The following is a 20,447-nucleotide window of genomic DNA, read 5'->3' on the forward strand; positions in this document are numbered from 1 at the left end:
GGCCGCCGCGCAGGGTGTCATTGCCCATGCCGCCGGAGAGTTGATCGTTGCCTGCACCGCCGAGCAGGACCGAAGGGAGCGCAGCGGTCAGCCCGGAGGCATCAACGGCATCGTCGCCGCCGTGGGTGCGCACGGAGAGGGCGGTGACATCCGGGGTTGAGTAGTTGTAACTTGTGCCGTTGAAATTCACGGTCATCGTACCGCCGTCGCCGCTGACGATGACGGCGTCGCCGGTGAGTTCATCGCCATGCACGTAGATGGGCGATGCGGGCAGGTGGTAGACGCCGGTGAAGAGGGCGGTGTGGCCCAGGGACGAGACCGCCAGGAGGTAGTAGTCCTGCTTGGAGTCCACGACCGGCAGCACGATCTCGGCGCCGAGGGCGAAGCGTTTGCGGCCGGCCGAGGCGGTGGGGAGGATGGTCACCACCGAGGTGCGCTTATCGCCGCCGTTGAGCAGTGTGTCTTCGGACACGTAGATACTGACGGTGAACGGTTGGCCGGGGATGGCCATGGTGTAGGTGAGGACGCCGGTGGCGAGGCCGTCGGCGCTGAAGAGCAGGGGGATGGAAGGTGTGGCCGTGGGGGTGGCGGTCGGCGTCTCCGTCGGGGTTGGGGTGTTGGTTGGCGTCTCCGTCGGTGTGGCCGTGGGCGTATCGGTTGGGGTGGGCGTGTTGGTGGGCGTATCCGTCGGCGTGGCCGTGGGCGTATCGGTTGGGGTGGGCGTGTTGGTGGGCGTATCCGTCGGCATGGCCGTTGGGGTTGGCGTATCGGTGGGAGTGGGCGTTGACGCGTATCCGTCGGCGTCTCGGTGGGGGTGGCGGTGAACGGAACTGGCGTGTGGGGGGGGGGGGGGGGGGGGGGGGGGTGGCGTGGCGGGGGGGGGGTGTGGGGGGGGGCGGAGGCGGACTGGCGTCTCGGTGGGGGTGGCGGTGAACGGAACTGGCGTGTCCGTGGGGGCGGTACGGCCGTCGGGGTCGGGGGTGGCGGAGAACTGGCGTTTGGTGATCTGGTGGGGGTTGGCGTCGGGGTGGCAGAGAACGCGAAGCCATACGCCGCAAAATAGTCGGCGTCCGTGATGACCGCCCCGCCGTTGTTGACGTTGAAGAATGGACCGCCCACGTACAGGTCCTCGCTGTCAGGTGCAAGGGCATAGACGTTGCTACTGAGCGAGCCGCCGCCCGCGCCGTTCGAACCCAGCGCCGACCAGTTCGTCCCGTCCCATTTGGCGACGTAATCGGCGGCAGTGAGCGACGTCCCGCCGTTGCTCACATCTATAAAGCCTCCGCCCACATAGACATCCGTCCCGTTGACCGCGAGGGCATAGACGGTGCTGCCGATCGAACCGCCGCCCGCGCCGTTCGAACCCAGCGCGGACCAGTTCGTCCCGTCCCATTTGGCGATGCAGTCGGCGGCGGTGAGCGAGGTCCCGCCATTGTTGACATTCGTAAAGAGGCCGCCCACGTACACATCCGTCCCGCTGATGGCGATGGCATAGACCCAGCCATTGAGCGAGCCGTTGCCCGCGCCGTTCGAGCCGAGCGCGGACCAGTTTGTGCCGTTCCATTTGGCGACGTAATCGGCGGCGGTGAGCGAGGTCCCGTTGTTGTTGACATCCGTAAAGTTGCCGCCCACATAGACATTCGTCCCGCTGATGGCGATGGCATTGACGGCGCCGCTGAGCGAGCCGCCGCTCGCGCCGTTCGAGCCGAGCGCGGACCAGGCGCTGCCATCCCATTTGGCGACATAATCGGCGGCAGTGAGCGACGTCCCGCCGTTATTCACGTCCGTAAAGTTGCCGCCCACATAGACATCTGTCCCGCTGGTGGCGATGGCATAGACGGCGCCGCTGAGCGAGCCGTTGCCCGCGCCGTTCGAGCCGAGCGCGGACCAGGCGCTGCCGTTCCATTTGGCGATGTAATCGGCGGCGGTGAGCGAGGTCCCGGCGTTGTTCACATCCGAGAACGCACCGCCCACATAGACATCCGTCCCGCTGATGGCGATGGCCTGGACGGCGCCGTTGATTGAGCTGTTGCCAGCGCCGTTTGAGCCGAGCGCAGACCAGTTACTGCCGTCCCATTTGGCGATGTAATCGGCGGCGGTAAGCACTGTCCCGTTGTTCAAGACATTCGTAAAGGAGCCGCCTACATACACATTCGTCCCGCTGACCGCGATGGCTCTGACTACACCGTTGAACGAACCTTCCACGACGCCGTTCGAGCCGAGCGCGGACCAGGCGCTGCCGTTCCATTTGCCGATATAGTCGGCCGTCGGCGCACTCCCGCCATTACTGAAAGAGCCGCCCACATAGACATCCGTCCCGCTGACGGCGATGGCGTTGACGACGCTGACGCCGCTGATTGCGCCGTTGCCCGCGCCGTCCGAGCCGAGCGCGGACCAGCTCGTCCCGTCCCATTTGGCGATGCGGTCGGCTTCGGGGAGCGAGGTCCCGGCGTTGTTGACATTGGTAAAATTGCCGCCCACATAGACATCTGTCCCGCTGATGGCGATGGCATAGACGGTGGCGCTGAGCGAGCCGTTGCTTGCGCCGTTCGAGCCGAGCGCGGACCAGGCACTGCCGTTCCATTTGGCGACGAAATCGGCGGCGGTGAGCGAGGTTCCGTTGTTGTTCACATTCGTAAAGGCGCCGCCCACATAGACATCTGTCCCGCTGATGGCGATGGCATAGACGGTGCTATTGAGCGAGCCGTTGCTCGCGCCGTTCGAGCCGAGCGCGGACCAGGCACTGCCGTTCCATTTGGCGATGTAATCGGCGGCGGTGAGCGAGGTCCCGCCGTTGTTCACATTCGTGAACAAACCGCCCACATAGACATCCGCCCCGCTGATGGCGATGGCATAGACGGTGTAATTGAGCGAGCCGTTGCCCGCGCCGTCCGAGCCGAGCGCCGACCAGTTCGTCCCGTCCCATTTGGCGATGTAATCGGCGGCGGTGAGCGAGGTCCCGCCGTTGTTCACATTCAGAAAGAGGCCGCCCACATAGACATCTGTCCCGCTGATGGCGATGGTGTAGACGGAGAAGCCGAGCGAGCCGTTGCTCGCGCCGTTCGAGCCGAGCGCGGACCAGGCACTGCCGTTCCATTTGGCGACGAAATCGGCGGCGGTGAGCGAGGTCCCGTTGTTGTTCACATTCGTAAAGCCGCCGCCCACATAGACATCTGTCCCGCTGATGGCGATGGCGAAGACGCTGTTATTGAGCGAGCCGTTGCCCGCGCCGTCCGAGCCGAGCGCAGACCAGTTCGTCCCGTCCCATTTGGCGATGTAATCGGCTTCGGGGAGCGAGGTCCCGCCGTTGTTCACATTCGTAAAGGCGCCGCCCACATAGACATCCGTCCCGCTGATGGCGATGGCATTGACTTGTCCGCTGAGCGAACCGTTATTCAATCCGCTCGAGCCAACATTGTCCCACTCGCCGGCCGGCGCCAGGGCAGGGGCAAAGACCGGCCCGCGCTGAGGATCCAGCGACACGTTCCACCCGCTCAAGTTGATTGCGCCGCTGGCTGCGCCGTCCAATCTCAGCGTGCCGTCGGGGTTGAGCAGCGAGGCCGCGGAAATGGCAGCCGGTTGGGCCTGAGACAGCGCGGCGGCGGGCGCTGCGCCAAGCACAATCGCCAGCAGCAGCGCAGCGTACAGTACGATCTGTATGGTGCGCCGGGCCGTGTGAAATGCAGGCGCGGCGTATCGAAGAAGACGTGCAGGGGATGTGACGAGTGAATGCGTAGTAGACATGGTGATGTACTCCTTTTCCGAACCTGGCGGACTGTCAGACTGCTCACAAGACATGCAGGAGATCGGTTGCAGAAGTTTCGTGAATGACTGCCGGAACATGATAAACCAGCAGTGGCCGTTTGCGAATAGTACCCTCGGTTTTCCGGCGCGAGATGCACATGAGATGGTGATTTATGTTTCTCCGGGCTTGACAGTTTGCCCTTCTTGCCGCATACTGCGGCCCTATGAAATCACCTAACTTCCTCTCTCATTTTACTTTGCGCTCGCGCCCGCCCTTCCTGCTGCTGGGCGCGTTGAGTCTGCTGGCCGGACTGTGGGCCGGCCTGCTGCGCATCGGTTGGCAACTGCCGCCGCTCAGCGCAGGTCTGGCCGCCAATCACGGCCCGTTCATGATCTGCGGCTTCCTCGGCACCCTCATCTGCCTGGAGCGCGCGGTGGGGTTGAACCGCTCCTGGGCCTATGCTGCGCCGCTGGCCGCGGCGCTGGGCGGGCTGGCGCTGCTCCTCGGCCTGCCTATGCCGGTTGCGCCGCTGCTCCTGCTCCTCGCCAGCCTGGTCCTGACGATCATCTTCGTGGCGATCTACCGCCTGCGCCCGGACAGCGCCAGCGCGGTCATGGGGAGCGGCGCCGCGCTCTGGGTGGTGGGCAATCTGTTGTGGCTGTTGGGAAGTCCGCTGGCGTCTGTGGTGCCCTGGTGGGTCGGCTTCCTGGTGGTCACCGTGGCCGGTGAGCGCCTGGAACTCTCGCGCGTGCTCATGCTGCGGCCCGGCATCATGCGCTCGTTCTTGCTCATCATCGCGCTGTTCGTGGCCGGCCTGGCGCTCTCACTGTTCAACCTGGCCTGGGGCGTGCGCGTGGCCGGACTGGGGCTGTGCGGACTGGGCGCCTGGCTGCTGCGCTTCGACATCGCCCGGCGCACCATCCGCAAACAGGGGTTGGCGCAGTTCATTGCGGCCTGCCTGCTCCCCGGCTACCTCTGGCTGATGCTGGCCGGCGGCGCCTGGGCCGTGTGGGGCGAGCGCTTCCTGGCCGGGCCGCCCTATGACGCCATGCTGCACATGATCCTGCTCGGCTTCGTCTTCTCCATGATCTTCGGCCACGGCCCCATCATCCTGCCGGCCGTGCTGCGCATCGAGATGCCCTTCCGCCCCGCCTTCTTCGCCCATCTGCTCCTGCTGCACCTCTCCCTGCTGCTGCGCGTGACCGGCGACCTGGCGCCTCAGCAAGCGTTGCGCGCCTGGGGTGGCATGTTCAACGTGATTGCGATACTCCTTTTCCTGGCCAATACGATCGCCTCGGCACGGCAGGGTATGGTGCAAGGCCGGTCCTCTGCGCCCGCCGGCGGTTGATGAACATTCAAGAAATAAACCGGCGGCGCCAGCCTCGGCCCTCGTCCGGCTCGCCTGAACCGTAGGTCACGTCTCCGGCGTGACGACGCCCTCCGTCTCAAAGCGCGCTTCCTTACGGCGGCGCCGGTCTTCAGACCGGGTTACAGCCGAAGGTGCATGTACAAATCGCCCAGCTCGAAGCCCAGGCGCCGGTAGTAGTCCCGCGTACCGGCGGCCGCAATGACGGTCAGTTGTTTGAAGCCCTGCGCCTGCGCCAACTCCTGCGCCGCGGCCACAAGCCGGCGGCCCACGCCCACATGCTGCGCCTCGCCGCGGCTGTCCGCGCCCACCACCAGGGCCGGCCCAACCACATGAACCTCACGAATCATCGCCGCGCCCTGAATCTCCGCGCTCACGTCGGCCGGCGTCAGAGGATTGGCCGCATCGAAAGGCCGCGGCAGCGACAGCCGCAAGAAACCGGCCAGGCGCCCGGCAGGCGTGAGCATGCGCAGGAACCACTCCTGGCTGATGTCGGTCGGGTGGCTCACGGTGTCCAGGGTCAAATGCTGCGCTTCGATGGCATGGCCGCGCACCTCCTGGCAGCGAATGCAGTGACAGATCAGCCCGCGGCGCGCCATCTCCTGCTGCACCACCTGACGCAGGTTCACCGTCCGGTTGCCGGCCACGATGTGGTCAGACGGAATGTCGCGAATCACGCGGTTGAGCCGGCAATCGGGCGGCACTAGCGCCTTGCAGCCGATGAGCAGTTCCAGCAGTTCGCCCCGCGTGTAGGGCCGATAATGACCCGCACGCCAATGCGCCATCAACTCCGTTCCTTCCAGCAGCGAGCAGGGGTAAATCTTCAGCTCGTCCGGCCGCAAGGCGGGGTCGCTCCACAGGCGCTGAAAATCGGCCAGATCGCTCTCTGGCGTCGCGCCCAGCAGATTGGGCATCCAGTGCAGATGCAGCTTGAAACCGGCCGCGCGCAACAGACGCACCGCGCGGCGGCTCTGCTCCACGGTGTGCCCGCGCTTGTTCAACGCCAGGATACGGTCATCCAGGCTCTGAATCCCCAGTTGCACCTTGGTGACGCCCAGGCGCCGCAGCCACAGGACCTCCTGCGGCGTGATCCAATCGGGTCGCGTCTCGATGACCAGTCCCACGTTGCGATGCGGCGCGGACTCATTGTGGCGCTGCGCCTCCGCCAGGTTGACCGCCGGCTGCTCGTTCATGGCTTCCAGGCAGCGCAGCACGAACGTTTCCTGGTAGTGGCGCGGGTAGGCTGACCAGGTGCCGCCCAAAATCAACAGCTCGATCTTGTCGGCAGCGTGGCCGATCGTCTCCAGCGCGGCGATGCGGCCGGCCGTCTGCGAAAAAGGGTCGAACTGCTCCAGGTACGCACGCTGCGCGCCCGGCTCATCCCGCAGATAACTCTTGGGCATCCACTCGTCGGTGGGACAAAAATGCAAGCGCCGGGGCAGGCGTAGGGTTTGGTCAGGACAGCCACAGGCGCCACCCCGGAAATGGTGCGCGTCGGTTTGCGCTGCAGCCGCGTCAGCGTCTCACGTTCAAAATCGAGTTTGCCCGCGTCCACCAGGGCTTGATAGGCCTGCACCAGGCGGTCGCGTGTAAACCGGGCCGCCCCCGCCGGCCCCAGGTGCTGGCGAATCAGGCGGTCGAGCGTGCGCTGAGACCAGGTGCGCACGGTCTGCACCTCAGCCAGCAGCGCCAACAGCGCGTCCTCATGCGCCGTCAGATCCAGAGGATCGGCATGCGCACGGCGCCATTGAGCCAGGCGTGCAGGGTCGAACGGATCAGATTTTTCGCCCAAATACGAGTCGTTTGTCATGACAGTGTTCTATGCGCTCTTATGCTCATGTTCATGAGCCTACATTGCCTACATTGCCTACATTGCCTACATTGCCTACATTGCCTACATTATATCATGCCTTATATCATGCGCTTTGATTCTTATGCTACAATGCCCGCATGAAGATGGACACCGCGCAACGTCTGCTGGCGCTCAATCGCCAGTTCTACACCACATGCGCGGGCGCTTTTGCCCGCACACGCGGCGTCAATCAGGCTGGACTTTTGCCCAGCCTGCCCTTTCTGCCGCCGACGCCCATCGTGCTCGACCTGGGCTGCGGCCAGGCGCGCCTGGCTGGCTGGCTGGCGAATCAGCGCCCGTCGCTGACCTACATCGGTGTGGATGCCAGCGCGGGCTTGCTGCACGCGGCGGCCCGCACGGTGGCCTCGTTAGCCACGGTGCGGGCGCAGTTACTCTTGGCCGATGTCACCGCGCCTGATTGGCCGGCGGCCGTGCTGCCCCTGCTGCCGGCCGGCGTCCGGTTCGATGCCATCTACGCGCTGGCGCTGCTGCATCACCTGCCCGGCTTTGATTTGCGCGCCACGGTTCTGCGCCAGGCGGCGCGGCTGCTGGCGCCCGCGGGCGTGCTGGTCGTCTCCTATTGGCAATTCCTGGACGAAGCGCGCTGGCGCCAGCGCCAACTCCCCTGGGAAACCATCGGCCTCACGGCCGGCGAGATGGATCCCGGCGACGCGCTGCTCGATTGGCGTCGCGACGGGCACGGTCTGCGCTACGTGCATCACGTCACCCCGGCCGAAGCCAACGACCTGGCGGCCGCCGCCGACCTGCAGATCGCCACAACCTACCACGCGGACGGCCAGAGCAAGCATCTCAACTTCTTTCAGATCCTCGCCGCCGAATGAATTCGGGGCGAAGGGGCGTTCCGCTACGGCCGCCGCCGAATGAATTCGGGGCGAAGGGCGTTCCGCCGCCAGGTCGGCCTACGCCGACCCGGATTGCGTCCACGCAGGTGGACGCCCGGCGGAACGCCCGTGAGGTGCGATTTCAATCGCCAACCGGCGCCGCCGCCGAATGAATTCGGGGCGAAGGGGCGTTCCGCCGCCAGGTCGGCCTACGCCGACCCGGATTGCGTCCACGCAGGTGGACGCCCGGCGGGACGCCCGTGAGGTGCGATTTCAATCGCCAACCGGCGCCGCCGCCGAGCGAATTCGGGGCGAAGGGGCGTTCCGCCGCCAGGTCGGCCTACGCCGACCCGGATTGCGTCCACGCAGGTGGACGCCCGGCGGGACGCCCGTGAGGTGCGATTTCAATCGCCAACCGACGCCGCCGACCAGCATTGCGTCCACGCAGGTGGACGCCCGGCGGAACGCCCGTGAGGTGCGATTTCAATCGCCAACCGGCGTCGCCGACCAGCATCGCGTCCACGCAGGTGGGCCCACCAGACGCGATTTCAATCGCTACGGCTGATCTATGTTCAGCCGCGGTAGCCACAGCCGCGGCCGGCCGCTGAACACCGGATAATGCACCCCCAGGTCCACCAGGCCGCTGTCGCCCACGCCATCGGTGCGCGTGGTCCAGCGGTCAAGCCCCAATGACGCGGCCGTCTGCGTGCCCGCGTCCACCAATGGGCTGTTGCGGCCCTGCCCGGCCGCCACCTGGCTCAGGTAGAACTGTCCAAACGGGCCGCGGATGTAGAGCGGATCGAGCGAAACATCGCTACTGCCCCCCTCCGCGCCGCGGTAGTTGGCATCGGAGTTGTTCCAGACATTGTTGCGCACCAGTGCCGCCTGGCTCGACGCCTCAACCCGCACACCCACCACGTTGCTCGTGATGATGTTCTCCGTCAGATCAACGTCCGACGCGGCCACAATGTTGACCCCTTCCCCCGCATTGTTCGTGATGGTGTTGTTGCGGATCACCGGCTGCGACGCGGCGACATGCACACCGGCGCCCGCATTGGCGGCCGTGTTGTAGCGAATCTCATTGTTCGAGATCGTTGGCGCGGCATTGGCCTGGATCAGGAAACCGCCGCCAAAGGTAACAGCCGTGTTATTGAACAACTGACCGTTGAGGATCTGCGGATTGCCGGCATTGATCAGAATTCCACCGCCGCCGCCGCTGGCGTGATTGGCCCCCACCTGGTTGCCATCCCAGGTGCCGCCGCTGCTGAAAAACGCAATGCCCGCGCCGATGGCCGCCTGGTTGCCGTTGATCGTGTTGTTCAGCATGGTCGGTGTGCTGCCGCCTTGCACCAGCACGCCGCCGCCCAGTTGTGCAGCCACATTCTGGCTGATCGTGTTGTTTTGCGCGGTGAGGTCGCTGGCGTTCAACACCAGGCCGCCGCCATGCGTGCCTGCCTCATTGCTACTGATGCTGTTGGCACGCAACTGACCGCCGGCCGAGAGAAAAACCACCCCGCCGCCCAATGCCGCCGCCACATTGTGGGTGATCGTGTTGCGTTCAAGGGTAACGCTGGCTTGGTCGTTGACAAAAACGCCGCCGCCGTTCAGACCGCTGGTATTGCTGTCAATCAGGTTGTCACGAATGATCGGCCGCGAGCCGGAGGTGACGCCGATGCCGCCGCCATACTCGGCGCTGCGATTCGAACGGATGACGTTGCCCATGATGAGCGGCGTCGAGAGCAGCTCCACATAGATGCCGCCGCCATCCTTGGCTTCGTTATTCTCGATCACATTCTGGCTGATGACCGGGTTGGACAGGTTGTAAACCTTGATCGCGCCGCTGTTGCCGTTGGTCGTGCTGGCGCGATTATTGGTGAATGTGTTGCGCGTTACGTCGCCGCCCGAACTGTACTGCACAATCAGCGCCCCCGCATCCACGCCGGCCCGATTTTGATCAAAAACGTTCTGACTGACGCTCACTTGCGCGCTTTGGTTAGCCACCATGCCGCCGCCAAAACGCGTCGCCAGGTTGTTGCGGAAGGTGTTGCCCGTGACGCTGACATTCGCAGCTTGCACCATCAATCCCCCGCCATCCACGCTCTGATTGCCCTCGAACAGATTATTGACGATCGGTGAAGTAGCCGCGGAGAAGATTTTCACCGCACCGGCAATGGCATTTGACGCCTGCGTGCGGTTGTTGCGAAACACATTGTTGCGCAGCGCGGTGCTGGCCCCATCCTGCGCCACGACCGCGCCGCCATGACCGGCCACCGCCACATTGTTCTCGAACGTGCTGAACTGCACCTCTCCGCCACTGCCCTGCGCAAAGACCGCGCCGCCGCCGTGCTGCGCGGCCTGGTTGGTGCTGAACAGCGTGTCACTGATGGTTACAGTGGCGTTGGCGCTGTACAGTCCGCCGCCGTTCTGCGCCTGATTATTGAGCAGATCGCTGCTCCTGATCGCGCCAAACGTCAGCGCGTCGAAGAAAGCGGCGCCGCCGGTTGTTCCCGCCACATTGTTGCGCAGGATGCTGTCTGTCATCACCACGCGGCCACCGCCGAGCACCGCGATGCCGCCCCCGGTACCGCTGGCTTGATTATTCTCGATAATCAGGTCTTCCAGGGTAGGCGCCGCCGCCTGAATCAAGACGCCAGCGCCAGCCGGCGCGCGCCCGTTGCGCAGGGTCAACCTGCGCACCACGGTGCTGACCCCAATGCTGCTCAGAGTGGCCCGCACCACACTGTTGCGCTGACCGGCGTCCACGATCGTCGTGGCCGCATCCGCGCCCTCGACCACCACACCGGCGCGCAACTGCAAATTCTCGCTATACACGCCGGCGCTGACAGACACGGTATCGCCGGCGGCCGCATTATTGATCCCATCCTGAATACGCGTAAACATACAGCCGGACGGACAGACGGTAATCGTCGCCCGGCGCGGCGGGGGGCGATCGTCGCGCCGGCGCGGGCCCGCGACGGCCACGGCGATACCCGGCCACAGAAGCAGCAATCCGAGCAAGGCGCTCAACGCCGTACGTCCGCCGCCTGCCAACTTGAAACACCACATAAACCACCTCTTCCAAATGCAACAGGGAAAATGGAATCTAAATTCCAATATACAGAGGGGCACAATGCACGGATTATAACACGTGGAGGCAGATCAGAGAAGTTTATTACACAACAGGCGATGATGCACATAGTCGCTTCCTCAGCGTCGTCACCATCAATGCCCGCTCAGCGCCACGGGCAGCCAAACACGCGGCCGGCCGGTGAATGGCGGGTAATGGATTCCCAGGTCCACCAGGCCTGTGTCAGGGATACTATCGGTGCGCGTGGTCAGTTGATCCAGTCCAAGCTCAGCCGCCGTGTGGGCGCCGGTATCAACCAGCGGGCTGGTGGCACCCTGGCCCGCTGCCATTTGGCTCAGATAGAAATTCCCCAACGGCCCGGTGGCGAACAACGGATTCAGGGTCAGATCGGTCGCGCCGGCAACCAAGCCGCGGTAGTTACCGGTGGCATTGGCCCACAAATCGTTACGCAGCAGAGTGGCCTGGCTGCCTGTAACGGCCGTGATGCCGACATCATTGGCCGTGAGGATCGTCTCGGTCAGCGTCACCACGGCCCCCGCGCCCAGGCTCAAGCCGGCGCCGCGGTTGTTGACGATCGTCTGGCCGCCAATGTCCACGTGTGCGTCGGCGACATAGATCGCGCTGCGATCGAGCGCGACCGCGTTGCCGAATGTGCCGTCATGAACCAGGTTGTTCCGCAGGCGCACCACGGCATCGGCCTGGATCAGCAGCCCGCCGCCGTAGATGAGGGCCTGATTGAAGGCCAGGTCGTTGTCTTCCAGGACGGCGCTTCCGCCATCCAGCAACAGACCGCCGCCGCTGTCGCTGGCGCGATTACGCCAGAAGACATTACCGCGCACCTGCACTGAGGAAGCGTCGGTCACAAAGATACCACCGCCCTGCGTCGCTTCGTTGCTCACCCAGTGGTTCTGATTCAAAATGGGTTGACTGTTGGTCTGAATGGCCGCGCCTCCGCCCAGGTTGGCGGCCCGGTTGCCCTGGATGATGTTGTGACTTGCCGACAGGTTGCTGCCGCTGAGCAACATGCCGCCGCCATGCCCGCCCGGTTGGCCGCCGGCCGCGGTACCCAACGCCTGGTTGGCCGTAAGTACGTTGCCGGTCATTGCGCCCGTCGAGGCCAGAAAGACCAGGCCGCCGCCGGAGCCGCGCGCGGTGTTGTGGCTGATCGTGTTGGCGTCCAGGGTCACCGACGAATCGTCGGTGATGAACAGGCCGCCGCCGTTCAGGTCGCTCTGGTTGAAAGTGATCTCATTGGCGCGCAGTGTGGGTGAGGCCTCGCGAATGCCCACCCCGCCGCCGTAAGCCGCGCTGTGATTGTCGCGAATGGTGTTTTGGGTCACAACCGATGCCGACAGGGTTTCGATGTAGAGACCGCCGCCGTCTCTTGCCTCATTGCGCTCGATCAGGTTTTTGTGGATCAGGGGCGATGAGGCGCTGTAAACCTTGATTGCACCGCCGTTGCCATTGACCATGCTGGCGCGATTGTCGGTGAAGCTGTTGCCGATGACCTGCCCGCTCGATCCATGCTGAATCACCAGGGCGCCGCCATCCACACCGGCGCTGTTACGGGCAAAGATGTTGTCTTGCACCAGGATCTGCGTGCTGTCGGTGGCTACCAGCGCGCCGCCGAATTGGGTCGCCGAGTTGCCGACGAAGGTGTTGGCCAGCACCTCAACATGCGCGCCTTGAATATGCACCGCGCCGCCGCTCGCGGCCTGGTTGTTCTCGAACCAATTCATTGTCAGCGTCACGGTTGCCGTGCCGGTGGCGTAGATCTTGACCGCGCCGCCAATGGCGTTCGCCGCCAGCGCCTGGTTACGGCGGAACGTGTTGCGACGCAGGGCAGCGTTCGCCTGGTCTTGAATAATCACCGCGCCGCCATGACCTGCGACGGCCACGTTACCGGTCAATGTGCTGTCTTCGATCTGGCCTGTGCTCTGCTGGGCAAACAGCACACCACCGCCAGACTGTGACGACTGGTTGTTCGTCAGCTCAACACCCAGCAGTTGCAGGGAGCCACGCAAACCAACATATGCGGCGCCGCCGGCGGTGGTGGCGCTGTTATCATCGAGGGCGCCGGCGGTCATCTGCGCGCGTGCCGTCACGCCGGAAATGCCCAGGCCACCGCCGTTCGCGGCGCGATTGTTGCGCAGGGTCACCCCTTGCAGCGCCGGCGCACCGCTGTTGAGCACCGCCAGGCCCCCACCGAGCGCCACCGCCTGGCAGTCTTCGATCATGAGGTTGCGCAGGGTGGGGCTGGCGCCCTGCAGCAACATCCCACCGCCGTTCACCGCGCGACCGTTGCGCAGGGTCATCTCGGTCAGCGCCACATCCGGCCCAATGGCAGCGCTCAGACCGCGCACCACGCTGTTGCGTTGGCCGCCGTCAATGATCGTCGCGCTCGCGCCCGCGCCCTGCAGCGACACCCCGGCCGCCAGCACGATGTTTTCCTGGTAGACGCCCGCGCCGATCATCACCACGTCGCCGGCCGCGGCATGGGCGATACCTTCCTGGATCGCGGTGAACATACAGCCGCTGGGGCAAACCGTAATCGCCTGATACGCGCGGCTGCATCCCGGTAAGGACGCAGTCAACAAGCTCAGAACAAGGCAGGCAATCCATACGCGGCGCTGGAGACCGGGCATCAGGATGAATGGAAGGGGGGCATGAAACGGCTGTGTGCTCATGGGCGTTTGCTTTCGATCAATCATCACGCCCTTCATTATAGAATGCCGGATGGCGCGTCGCAGTGAGCCATGATACACATCACAACCGGGCCACCACGCACAAAAACGACCCCTGGAGATCCGCATCTCCAGGAGTCGCTCGTGTCCAAAAACTAGGTCACGCCTCCGGCGTGACAACGTCGTCGGCGACTGACCGTGCGTCACTGCGCCAACGCGGCTACTCGCCCGCTATTGCCCCAGACGCATGAAAGGCATCCACAGCCGCGGCGCGCCGAAAAATGGCGGGTAATGAACGCCGAGGTCAACCATCCCGGCGTCGCCCACCCCATCGGTGCGGGTGGTTGTCTCATTCAGTCCCAGTGACGCCGCGGTCACAGGGCCGGCATCCACCAGCGGGCTAGTTTGGGATTGGCCGGCCGCCCGTTGACTAAGATAAAACCCACCAAACGGCCCGGTCACATACAGCGGGTCCACTTTCAGATCGGTAGGCCCGCGATTGATACCGCCATAATCCACCGTATTTTCCCACAGGTTGTTGCGGTCAAGATCCACCTGGTTGTTGGCATTGGCGCTGATGCCGACCCGATTTCCTACGATGACATTGCCGGTCACCTCGACCCCGCTCACATTGAACAGGCGCACCCCTTCGCCGGGGCCGGCGCCGCCATTATCGGCAATCGTGTTGTTGACCAGGCGTGGGTTGGCCGCGGAGACCATCACGCCCGCGCCTTGACTGCCGGCGCTGTTACCGCGAATCTCGTTGTTATGGATGTTGGGTGCGGAACTGTCCTGCACCAACAGGGCGCCGCCATAGCCGCCGGCCGTGTTGCCCAGAAACCGGTTGTCATCTACCACCGGATCGCTCTGATTGAACGTCATGGCGCCGCCGCCGCCGCTGGCGCTGTTGGCCGTAAATTGGTTGCCGCTCACCTGGCCGTGCGTGTTGAACATCAACAGCGCGCCACCGGCGCCGCTGAGCGCCTGGTTACGCGTCACCTGGTTGCCGGTGAACAGCAGGTTCGTGCTGTCCGTCACAGAAACGCCGCCGCCCGCGTTCGCGGTGTTGAAGCCAATCACATTGTCGTTCACCACAGGCCGGGAGCCGCCCTGAATGAGCAGGCCGCCGCCGTACTGACCGCCCTGGTTCCAGCGAATCACATTGTTCACCAGCGCTGGATGGCTGCCAGCCAGGGCGATGCCGCCGCCGCCCTGGCTGGCCTGATTGCGTTCCACCTGGTTCGTGTTCAGCGTCGCCTGGGATACGCCCGTCATGAACACCCCGCCGCCGGTCGCGGCCCTGTTCTGGCTGATCGTGTTGTCATGCACGGCCGCCTGGCTGTTGGCCTGCATCACCAATCCCCCGCCGAGCTGCGCCGCGGTGTTGTTCTCGATGGCATTGTGGCTCACCTGGGGATTGCTGGCATTCAGCAGCACGCCGCCGCCGTTGACCGCGGCCTGATTCCCCCGAATCTGATTGCCACGCAACGCGCCGCCAGACGAGAGAAGGACCACGCCGCCGCCGGAACCACTCGCGACATTGTCACTGACGGTATTCTGTTCGAGCACCGGCTGCGACTCATTGACGAAAATTCCGCCTGCGTTGCTGGCCGCGGTATTGGCGCTAATCGTATTGCCCCTCATCGTGGGCGACGACCCGGAGTTGATAACCACACCGCCGCCATAGCGCAGCGCACGATTGGCACGCAAGATGTTCCCGCTGACGAGCGGCGCAGAGTATTGTTCTACATACAGGCCGCCGCCATCATACGCCTCATTGTACTCCAGCGTGTTCTGGCTCACCGTCGGCGAGGAACTGTTATAGATCTTCAGGGCGCCGGCAATGCCTGCTGTCGGGCTGGCGCGATTGGAGCGAAAGAGGTTGTTGCTGACGGTGCCGGTTGAGCTGTTCTGAATGATCAGGCCGCCGCCATCTACGGCCGCGACATTGCCCTCGAAACGGTTCTCCGTAATCGTCACGGTGCTGCCCTCGTTCGCTACCATGCCGCCGCCAAACTGCGAAGCGGTGTTGTTCAGCAGTGTGCTGCCGGTCAGGCTGAGGGTGGCTGCCTGCACCAGGATGGCGCCCGCATCGGAAGCCTGATTGCCCTCGAACAGGCTCTGTTCAATGGCGACATTCGCATTGGAAAAAACCTTCACCGCGCCGCCGATGCCGGCTGCCGCTCGATTGTTGCGAAACGTGCTTCCGCGCACCACGACCGTCGCCGCATCCTGCATGAGGAGCGCGCCGCCGTGCCCGCTCACGGCGCGGTTACCTGTGAAAACCGAATTAGCGACCGACCCGCTGCTGCGCTGCACAAAGGCCACCGCGCCGCCATGGCTCGTGGCCACGTTGTCGGTAAACTCGACCCCGCTGATCGGAATGTTAGCATTGACAATGTACACCGCGCCGCCATCACGCGCCTGGTTCCCCGAGAAGCGCCCGCCCTCGATGCTGCCGCCCGACAGGATGTCGAACATCACCCCCCCGGCCGCGCCGGCGCTCACATTGTTCTCCAGCGCAGTATTGACCAGGCTAAACGTGCCGCGCAGCCCGGCCAACGCACCGCCCGCGCTGACGCTCGCACTGTTCGCGCTGATCTGGCTGCTCACCACCGTCAACTGCGAATTGGCCCCCGCCACCGCCACGCCGCCGCCGCGCACCGCGCGGTTGTTGCGCACCACCACGTTGGTCAGGGTGACACGACCGCCATCCAGGACCGCGACGCCGCCGCCCTGGTCCTGCCAGGCTTCGTTATTCTCGATGACCAGGTTCTTGAAGGCCGGGGCGCCCTGGCGCACCTGAACGCCGCCGCCGCTGGTCGCGCGTCCATTGCGCAGCGTCAGCCCGCTGACCATCGTGCTTGCACCAATGTCCGCGGTCAGCGCCCGCACCACGCTCTGAGTAGCGCCGCCATCCACGATCGTCGCGTCGCTGCCCGCACCTTGAATGGAAACGCCGGCGTGCAGCACGATATTTTCCTGGTAAAGCCCTGCGCAGACCGTGATGACATCGCCGCTACTCGCGGCATTGACGGCCGCCTGAATCGTCGTGTAATCACCGCCGGTTGCACAGACTACGATCTGAGTTCCTGCGGCCCAGGCCAGCGGGAAAATAGCCAGGGTAAGCAGGGCCGCCAGCAAGAACAGGCGCCACAGCGACGGCTGCATCGCACGACGGTGATTTTTCATGACGATTGCGGATGAGAATTTTCGTATCTCGGTTGTTTTGTTGCTCATACCACACTTCCTTTGACAGACGCCCGCTAACGTATGAAATTTCGATAGCGTTCGGCCAGAATTGCTCACGTCCCTGGTGAGCAGCCGAAGCGGCGTCATCACCTGCATTGTACGATTCCACACGGTCCAGGTCAATATGACTTTGGTAGCATCAGGGATCATGCGCGCCGGGGATTGTGCGGCTGGATGGCTCATGTGACCCACAAGTTGGTACACCACAAGCAGGTCCGTGGTCATGTCATGCGGCGGCAGTCACGGTTTGGGGTCACGGGCTAAACAGTGCCCCCATTATGCCAGACTGGGTCGCAGAATGCAAGCCCAGACCGATACAAAAACCGATACAAATGTGATAGGATCGCAAGCAGGCCCTTAGTGAAGAAGTAGAGGCAGCGAGACGCGGAAACCGTCAGAGGAAATCAACATGGCATCCACAGGGCCTGCCAGGCGATTAGAAGGGGAGACGAGCAAACGGTACCAGTAGCGCACATTGCCCTGCACCGTTTCGTCCATGACGGCATAGGCGCCATCACCGTGAGCGGCCACGGTGGCAACTGTCAGGTAAACACCGCGCAGTTGATCGGCCCGCTGCACCTGATACAGTTCGTTGCCTGACTCACCCTGGGTCGTCCAGGTGACAGCGATAGCCGTCTCCGGCTGCGGCCCTGCAGCCATGTCGGTGATCATGGGGCCGCTGCCGGAGACGAACCCGAAATCTACTTCGTCAACCCATTGACCCGACACCACATACACATAAGTCGGGTTCTGAGAGGTAGGGATGACCGAGGTCTGGGGCACGGTCTTGATGGCGTAATTGCCGCCTGCCAACGCGGTCAACGCGAATTGATACGCCCCGCTGTCGTCGGTCGTGGTTGTGCTCACCACCTGGCCGTCCTGATTCTTCAGAATGACGAGAGTGCCCGGCAGGCCAAAGACCTCATTGCTATCGTGCAGGCCGTTCTGGTTGGCGTCGTAGAAAGCGCTGCCTTGCAGATAGGTCACGTCCGGCGTCGGTGTATCAGTCGGCGTCGGTGCATCAGTCGGCGTCGGTGTATTGGTCGGCGCCGGTGTATTGGTCGGCGCCGCGGTTGGAGTTGCCGTGGGCGGCAGGGTTGTGGCCGTAGGCGTGGCGGTTGGGGCAGCGCCAGCATCGAGCCGGATGTCGTCCTGGTTATCCTGCGTGTTGCCGTAGGCGTCACGCAGACGCACATAGACGCTGCGCTGACCGCTGCCGGCCGCTAACGTCCATGTGAGTGTGGACTGATACGCCTGCCAGGTGGCGCCGGCAAAGTCCGCGGTGTTGGCCACCATCATCTGGGTGGCCCATTCGCTGCCATAAACGGAGAGCTGCACATCCTGGTTTTCAGTCGCCAGCGCCTCGGCATCAATGATGACCGGATACACATCGTAGCGTGCGCCAAAATTCTGCACCCAGTAGTGGTAGTAAGGCCCGCCCAGGGCGCCGCCTGGCAGGACAACGTTGGGCTGGTCATTAGCCTGAAAGACATAGCCGACACCTATTTCGCGCAGGTCATTGCGCAGGATGACCGCCCGGTGCGCCGGGCTTGCCATCCAGGCCGCCACCACAGCTTCGGCTGAAGGTTGGCCGGCCGCGATGTTCTCGGCCACAATCGCCCAATTGAAATAGCCGGCCACGCCAACCCGATCGCCCACGCGGCTGCCATCGGAGCCGGTGTGGCTGAAGAAATCATGGGTGGCCATATCATTGGCGTGGGTCGTGCCAGAGGCGTCCAGTTCAGACACCCGCTTGAGAGGAAGCAGACCATTGGCCAGACGCTGCTGATTGGTGACATAGACCACATCATCCGCGGCTGAAGCGGGCGCCAACCGCGGCTGCGCAGCGACCTCGCGAACAACAGGCGCTTCTGCAAAGGCAGACAGGGCGCCGGCAAACAACAACGTTGTTGCCACAACCACCCACAGACTACGCTGTTTTCGCGGGCCATGATTGAGTTCGATGCGCATGCAGACCACCTCGCCAGTCCTCTGTCTGGTCGTAGTCTAACTGCGCCCATGCACTTTCTCAATGGGAACTAGGTCACAAGGCGCCCAAAAATAGCCGCAACTCCGACGCCAACAAAAACCGGCCTGAAGGTCCGATTCTTGACCTCCAGGCCGGCGACTCGCGGCTGCAAATGGCGGATGGGCGGGTCAGCCCAGCAAGGAATGACTGTCGAGGTCGGGCGGCGCGGGCACGTCGAGCAGGTGCAGGATGGTTGGCATCACAGCCCGGATGTCCACCTCCTGCGGCGGCAGGTTCTGCCCACCGATGTAGACCATCGCATCGTCGTAGGTATGCATGCCGACCATCATCTTGTCCTTATAGGTGAACGTCTCTTTGGCCAGGGCGCCCTTCGGGTCGTAGCCATTGGCCGGCGCGAGAATGATGTCGGCCGCGCGGTCAAGATAAGGCCCGTGGTAGATTTCCTCACGCCGGTAGGCCTTGAGCAGCAGGCGCTCGCCGCTGGCGGGATCGGTCAGCGCCTCCGCACCTTGAATCAGCTCATCGCGCAGGCGCTCGTACTCCGCGCCCGGCGCCACACGCCCATCCTTTTCGCGACCTTTCAGGTTGATGAAAATACGCCCCGGATCCAGGCTGTAGGCCAACGACGCCGGCGCCAGCGCGGTCAGATCAGGCCCCTTGATCTGCTCCGGCGGCTTGCTCAGCTTCAGATAACCCGCCTGCGCCAGCCAGTGGTTGTAGAAAACTTCCTGCTTGATCGAACAAAAGCCATGATCCGACATCAGCATCAACGTGGTGTCTGCGTCCAGTTTGGCGCGCACCTGGCCGATGGCCTCGTCAATGCGGCGATAGACATCGAAAAAGGCCGGCGCCCACACCGGGTCGTTCTGTTCCATCGGCTCGAAGTAGAAATGATGCAGGCGGTCGGTCTCCATGATGACCAGCATGAAGTAGTCCCAGTCTTCATTTTCCAGCAGGTAGAACATGGTGCGCACACGCTTTTCCAGCGCGTCGAGAATGTCAGCCATGCCCGCCTCGCGGCTCGCGCGGGCCTTCCAGGGATCGGTATCCACCCTGTATTCCAGGCGCTGCAGCGTGGGTAACAGCGATTCGGGATAGACGGTCTTGTCCAGGCTGGGGCTGAGAAAACAGCCCACCAACACCCCGTTGACCGGCTTGGGTGGAAAGGTGACCGGTACGTTGACCACGACCACGCGCTTGCCCGCGCGGCTGAGGATCTCCCACAGTGTGGGCGAAAGCATGTTGCGCGCGGTGGGGATGTAGGTCTTGAGCGTAGCCGGGTCGCGATCCACGAAGCCGAAGATGCCATGTTTGGCCGGATTCTGCCCCGTCATGAAACTTGACCAGGCGACCGAACTGACCCAGGGGTAGATCGAGTGCATCGGACGCAGAGAGCCGGCGCGTGTCAGCGCCGCGATATTGGGGGTGATGCCCTCACGGATCATGCGCTGCAACAGGGAATAGGGCGTGCCATCCAGCCCGATGAAACAGACACGCTTGCGCACCGGCCTGGCCGGCGCCTTGGGGTCCTTACCCCGCAGACGATTCAGAAAACTCATCCAGCCCCCCTTGAACGCAAAGGCGCCAGGGCGCAAAGGGAAACGCAAGATTCCCGCTGTGCCCTGACG

At 63.9% G+C, this 20,447-nt stretch carries 9 protein-coding genes and 1 pseudogene; 2 read left to right on the forward strand and 8 right to left on the reverse strand.

The annotated features are described in order from the left end of the window. Window position 1: 1 nt before the first annotated feature. Both IPM84_05260 and IPM84_05265 read right to left on the reverse strand, forming a co-directional pair. Window positions 2–511, reverse strand: a pseudogene (locus IPM84_05260) (hypothetical protein). After that, window positions 421–3,744 carry a hypothetical protein gene (locus tag IPM84_05265; GenBank protein MBK9092175.1) on the reverse strand — a complete coding sequence of 1,108 codons (3,324 nt, stop codon included), beginning with the start codon at window positions 3,742–3,744 and terminating at the stop codon, window positions 421–423. Before IPM84_05265 ends, IPM84_05260 begins: the two are co-directional and overlap by 91 nt. 257 nt (window positions 3,745–4,001) lie before the next feature. Here IPM84_05265 and IPM84_05270 point away from each other — a divergent pair, with 257 nt between their 5' ends. Beyond that, window positions 4,002–5,093, forward strand: coding sequence for a hypothetical protein (locus IPM84_05270; GenBank protein ID MBK9092176.1), 1,092 nt, complete (start codon window positions 4,002–4,004; stop codon window positions 5,091–5,093). Between the two features lie 140 nt (window positions 5,094–5,233). Here IPM84_05270 and IPM84_05275 read toward each other — a convergent pair whose 3' ends face one another. Continuing rightward, window positions 5,234–6,514, reverse strand: a complete 1,281-nt coding sequence (locus IPM84_05275; protein ID MBK9092177.1) for a tRNA uridine(34) 5-carboxymethylaminomethyl modification radical SAM/GNAT enzyme Elp3 — start codon at window positions 6,512–6,514, stop codon at window positions 5,234–5,236. A gap of 547 nt (window positions 6,515–7,061) precedes the next feature. Here IPM84_05275 and IPM84_05280 point away from each other — a divergent pair. Beyond that, window positions 7,062–7,805, forward strand: a complete 744-nt coding sequence (locus tag IPM84_05280; GenBank protein ID MBK9092178.1) for a class I SAM-dependent methyltransferase — start codon at window positions 7,062–7,064, stop codon at window positions 7,803–7,805. A 555-nt stretch (window positions 7,806–8,360) separates the two neighbouring features. Here the strand turns inward: IPM84_05280 and IPM84_05285 are convergent. From IPM84_05285 to IPM84_05305, 5 genes are all read right to left on the reverse strand, one after another. Next, window positions 8,361–10,871: a right-handed parallel beta-helix repeat-containing protein gene (locus IPM84_05285; GenBank protein MBK9092179.1), complete on the reverse strand. Its 2,511-nt coding sequence runs from the start codon at window positions 10,869–10,871 to the stop codon at window positions 8,361–8,363. A gap of 156 nt (window positions 10,872–11,027) precedes the next feature. Further along, the gene (locus IPM84_05290) at window positions 11,028–13,604 is read right to left on the reverse strand and encodes a right-handed parallel beta-helix repeat-containing protein (protein MBK9092180.1); all 2,577 of its coding nucleotides are present in this window, start codon (window positions 13,602–13,604) and stop codon (window positions 11,028–11,030) included. A gap of 204 nt (window positions 13,605–13,808) precedes the next feature. Continuing rightward, entirely contained in the window at window positions 13,809–16,817 is a 3,009-nt protein-coding gene (locus IPM84_05295; protein ID MBK9092181.1) for a right-handed parallel beta-helix repeat-containing protein, read from the reverse strand. 369 nt (window positions 16,818–17,186) lie between these two features. Next, window positions 17,187–18,800, reverse strand: coding sequence for a hypothetical protein (locus IPM84_05300; protein ID MBK9092182.1), 1,614 nt, complete (start codon window positions 18,798–18,800; stop codon window positions 17,187–17,189). A gap of 186 nt (window positions 18,801–18,986) precedes the next feature. Further along, a complete protein-coding gene (locus IPM84_05305) occupies window positions 18,987–20,378 on the reverse strand; it encodes an alkaline phosphatase family protein (protein ID MBK9092183.1) in 1,392 nt (463 codons plus the stop codon). Window positions 20,379–20,447 lie beyond the last annotated feature (69 nt).

This window comes from Candidatus Amarolinea dominans, assembly GCA_016719785.1.
GTDB lineage: Bacteria > Chloroflexota > Anaerolineae > SSC4 > Amarolineaceae > Amarolinea > Amarolinea dominans.

Coding starts and splice junctions, on each gene's coding strand:
- IPM84_05265 (MBK9092175.1), bottom strand. CDS start 3,744: ATGTCTACTACGCATTCACTCGTCACATCCCCTGCACGTCTTCTTCGA.
- IPM84_05275 (MBK9092177.1), bottom strand. CDS start 6,514: ATGCCCAAGAGTTATCTGCGGGATGAGCCGGGCGCGCAGCGTGCGTAC.
- IPM84_05280 (MBK9092178.1), top strand. CDS start 7,062: ATGAAGATGGACACCGCGCAACGTCTGCTGGCGCTCAATCGCCAGTTC.
- IPM84_05285 (MBK9092179.1), bottom strand. CDS start 10,871: ATGTGGTGTTTCAAGTTGGCAGGCGGCGGACGTACGGCGTTGAGCGCC.
- IPM84_05290 (MBK9092180.1), bottom strand. CDS start 13,604: ATGATTGATCGAAAGCAAACGCCCATGAGCACACAGCCGTTTCATGCC.
- IPM84_05295 (MBK9092181.1), bottom strand. CDS start 16,817: ATGAGCAACAAAACAACCGAGATACGAAAATTCTCATCCGCAATCGTC.
- IPM84_05300 (MBK9092182.1), bottom strand. CDS start 18,800: ATGCGCATCGAACTCAATCATGGCCCGCGAAAACAGCGTAGTCTGTGG.
- IPM84_05305 (MBK9092183.1), bottom strand. CDS start 20,378: ATGAGTTTTCTGAATCGTCTGCGGGGTAAGGACCCCAAGGCGCCGGCC.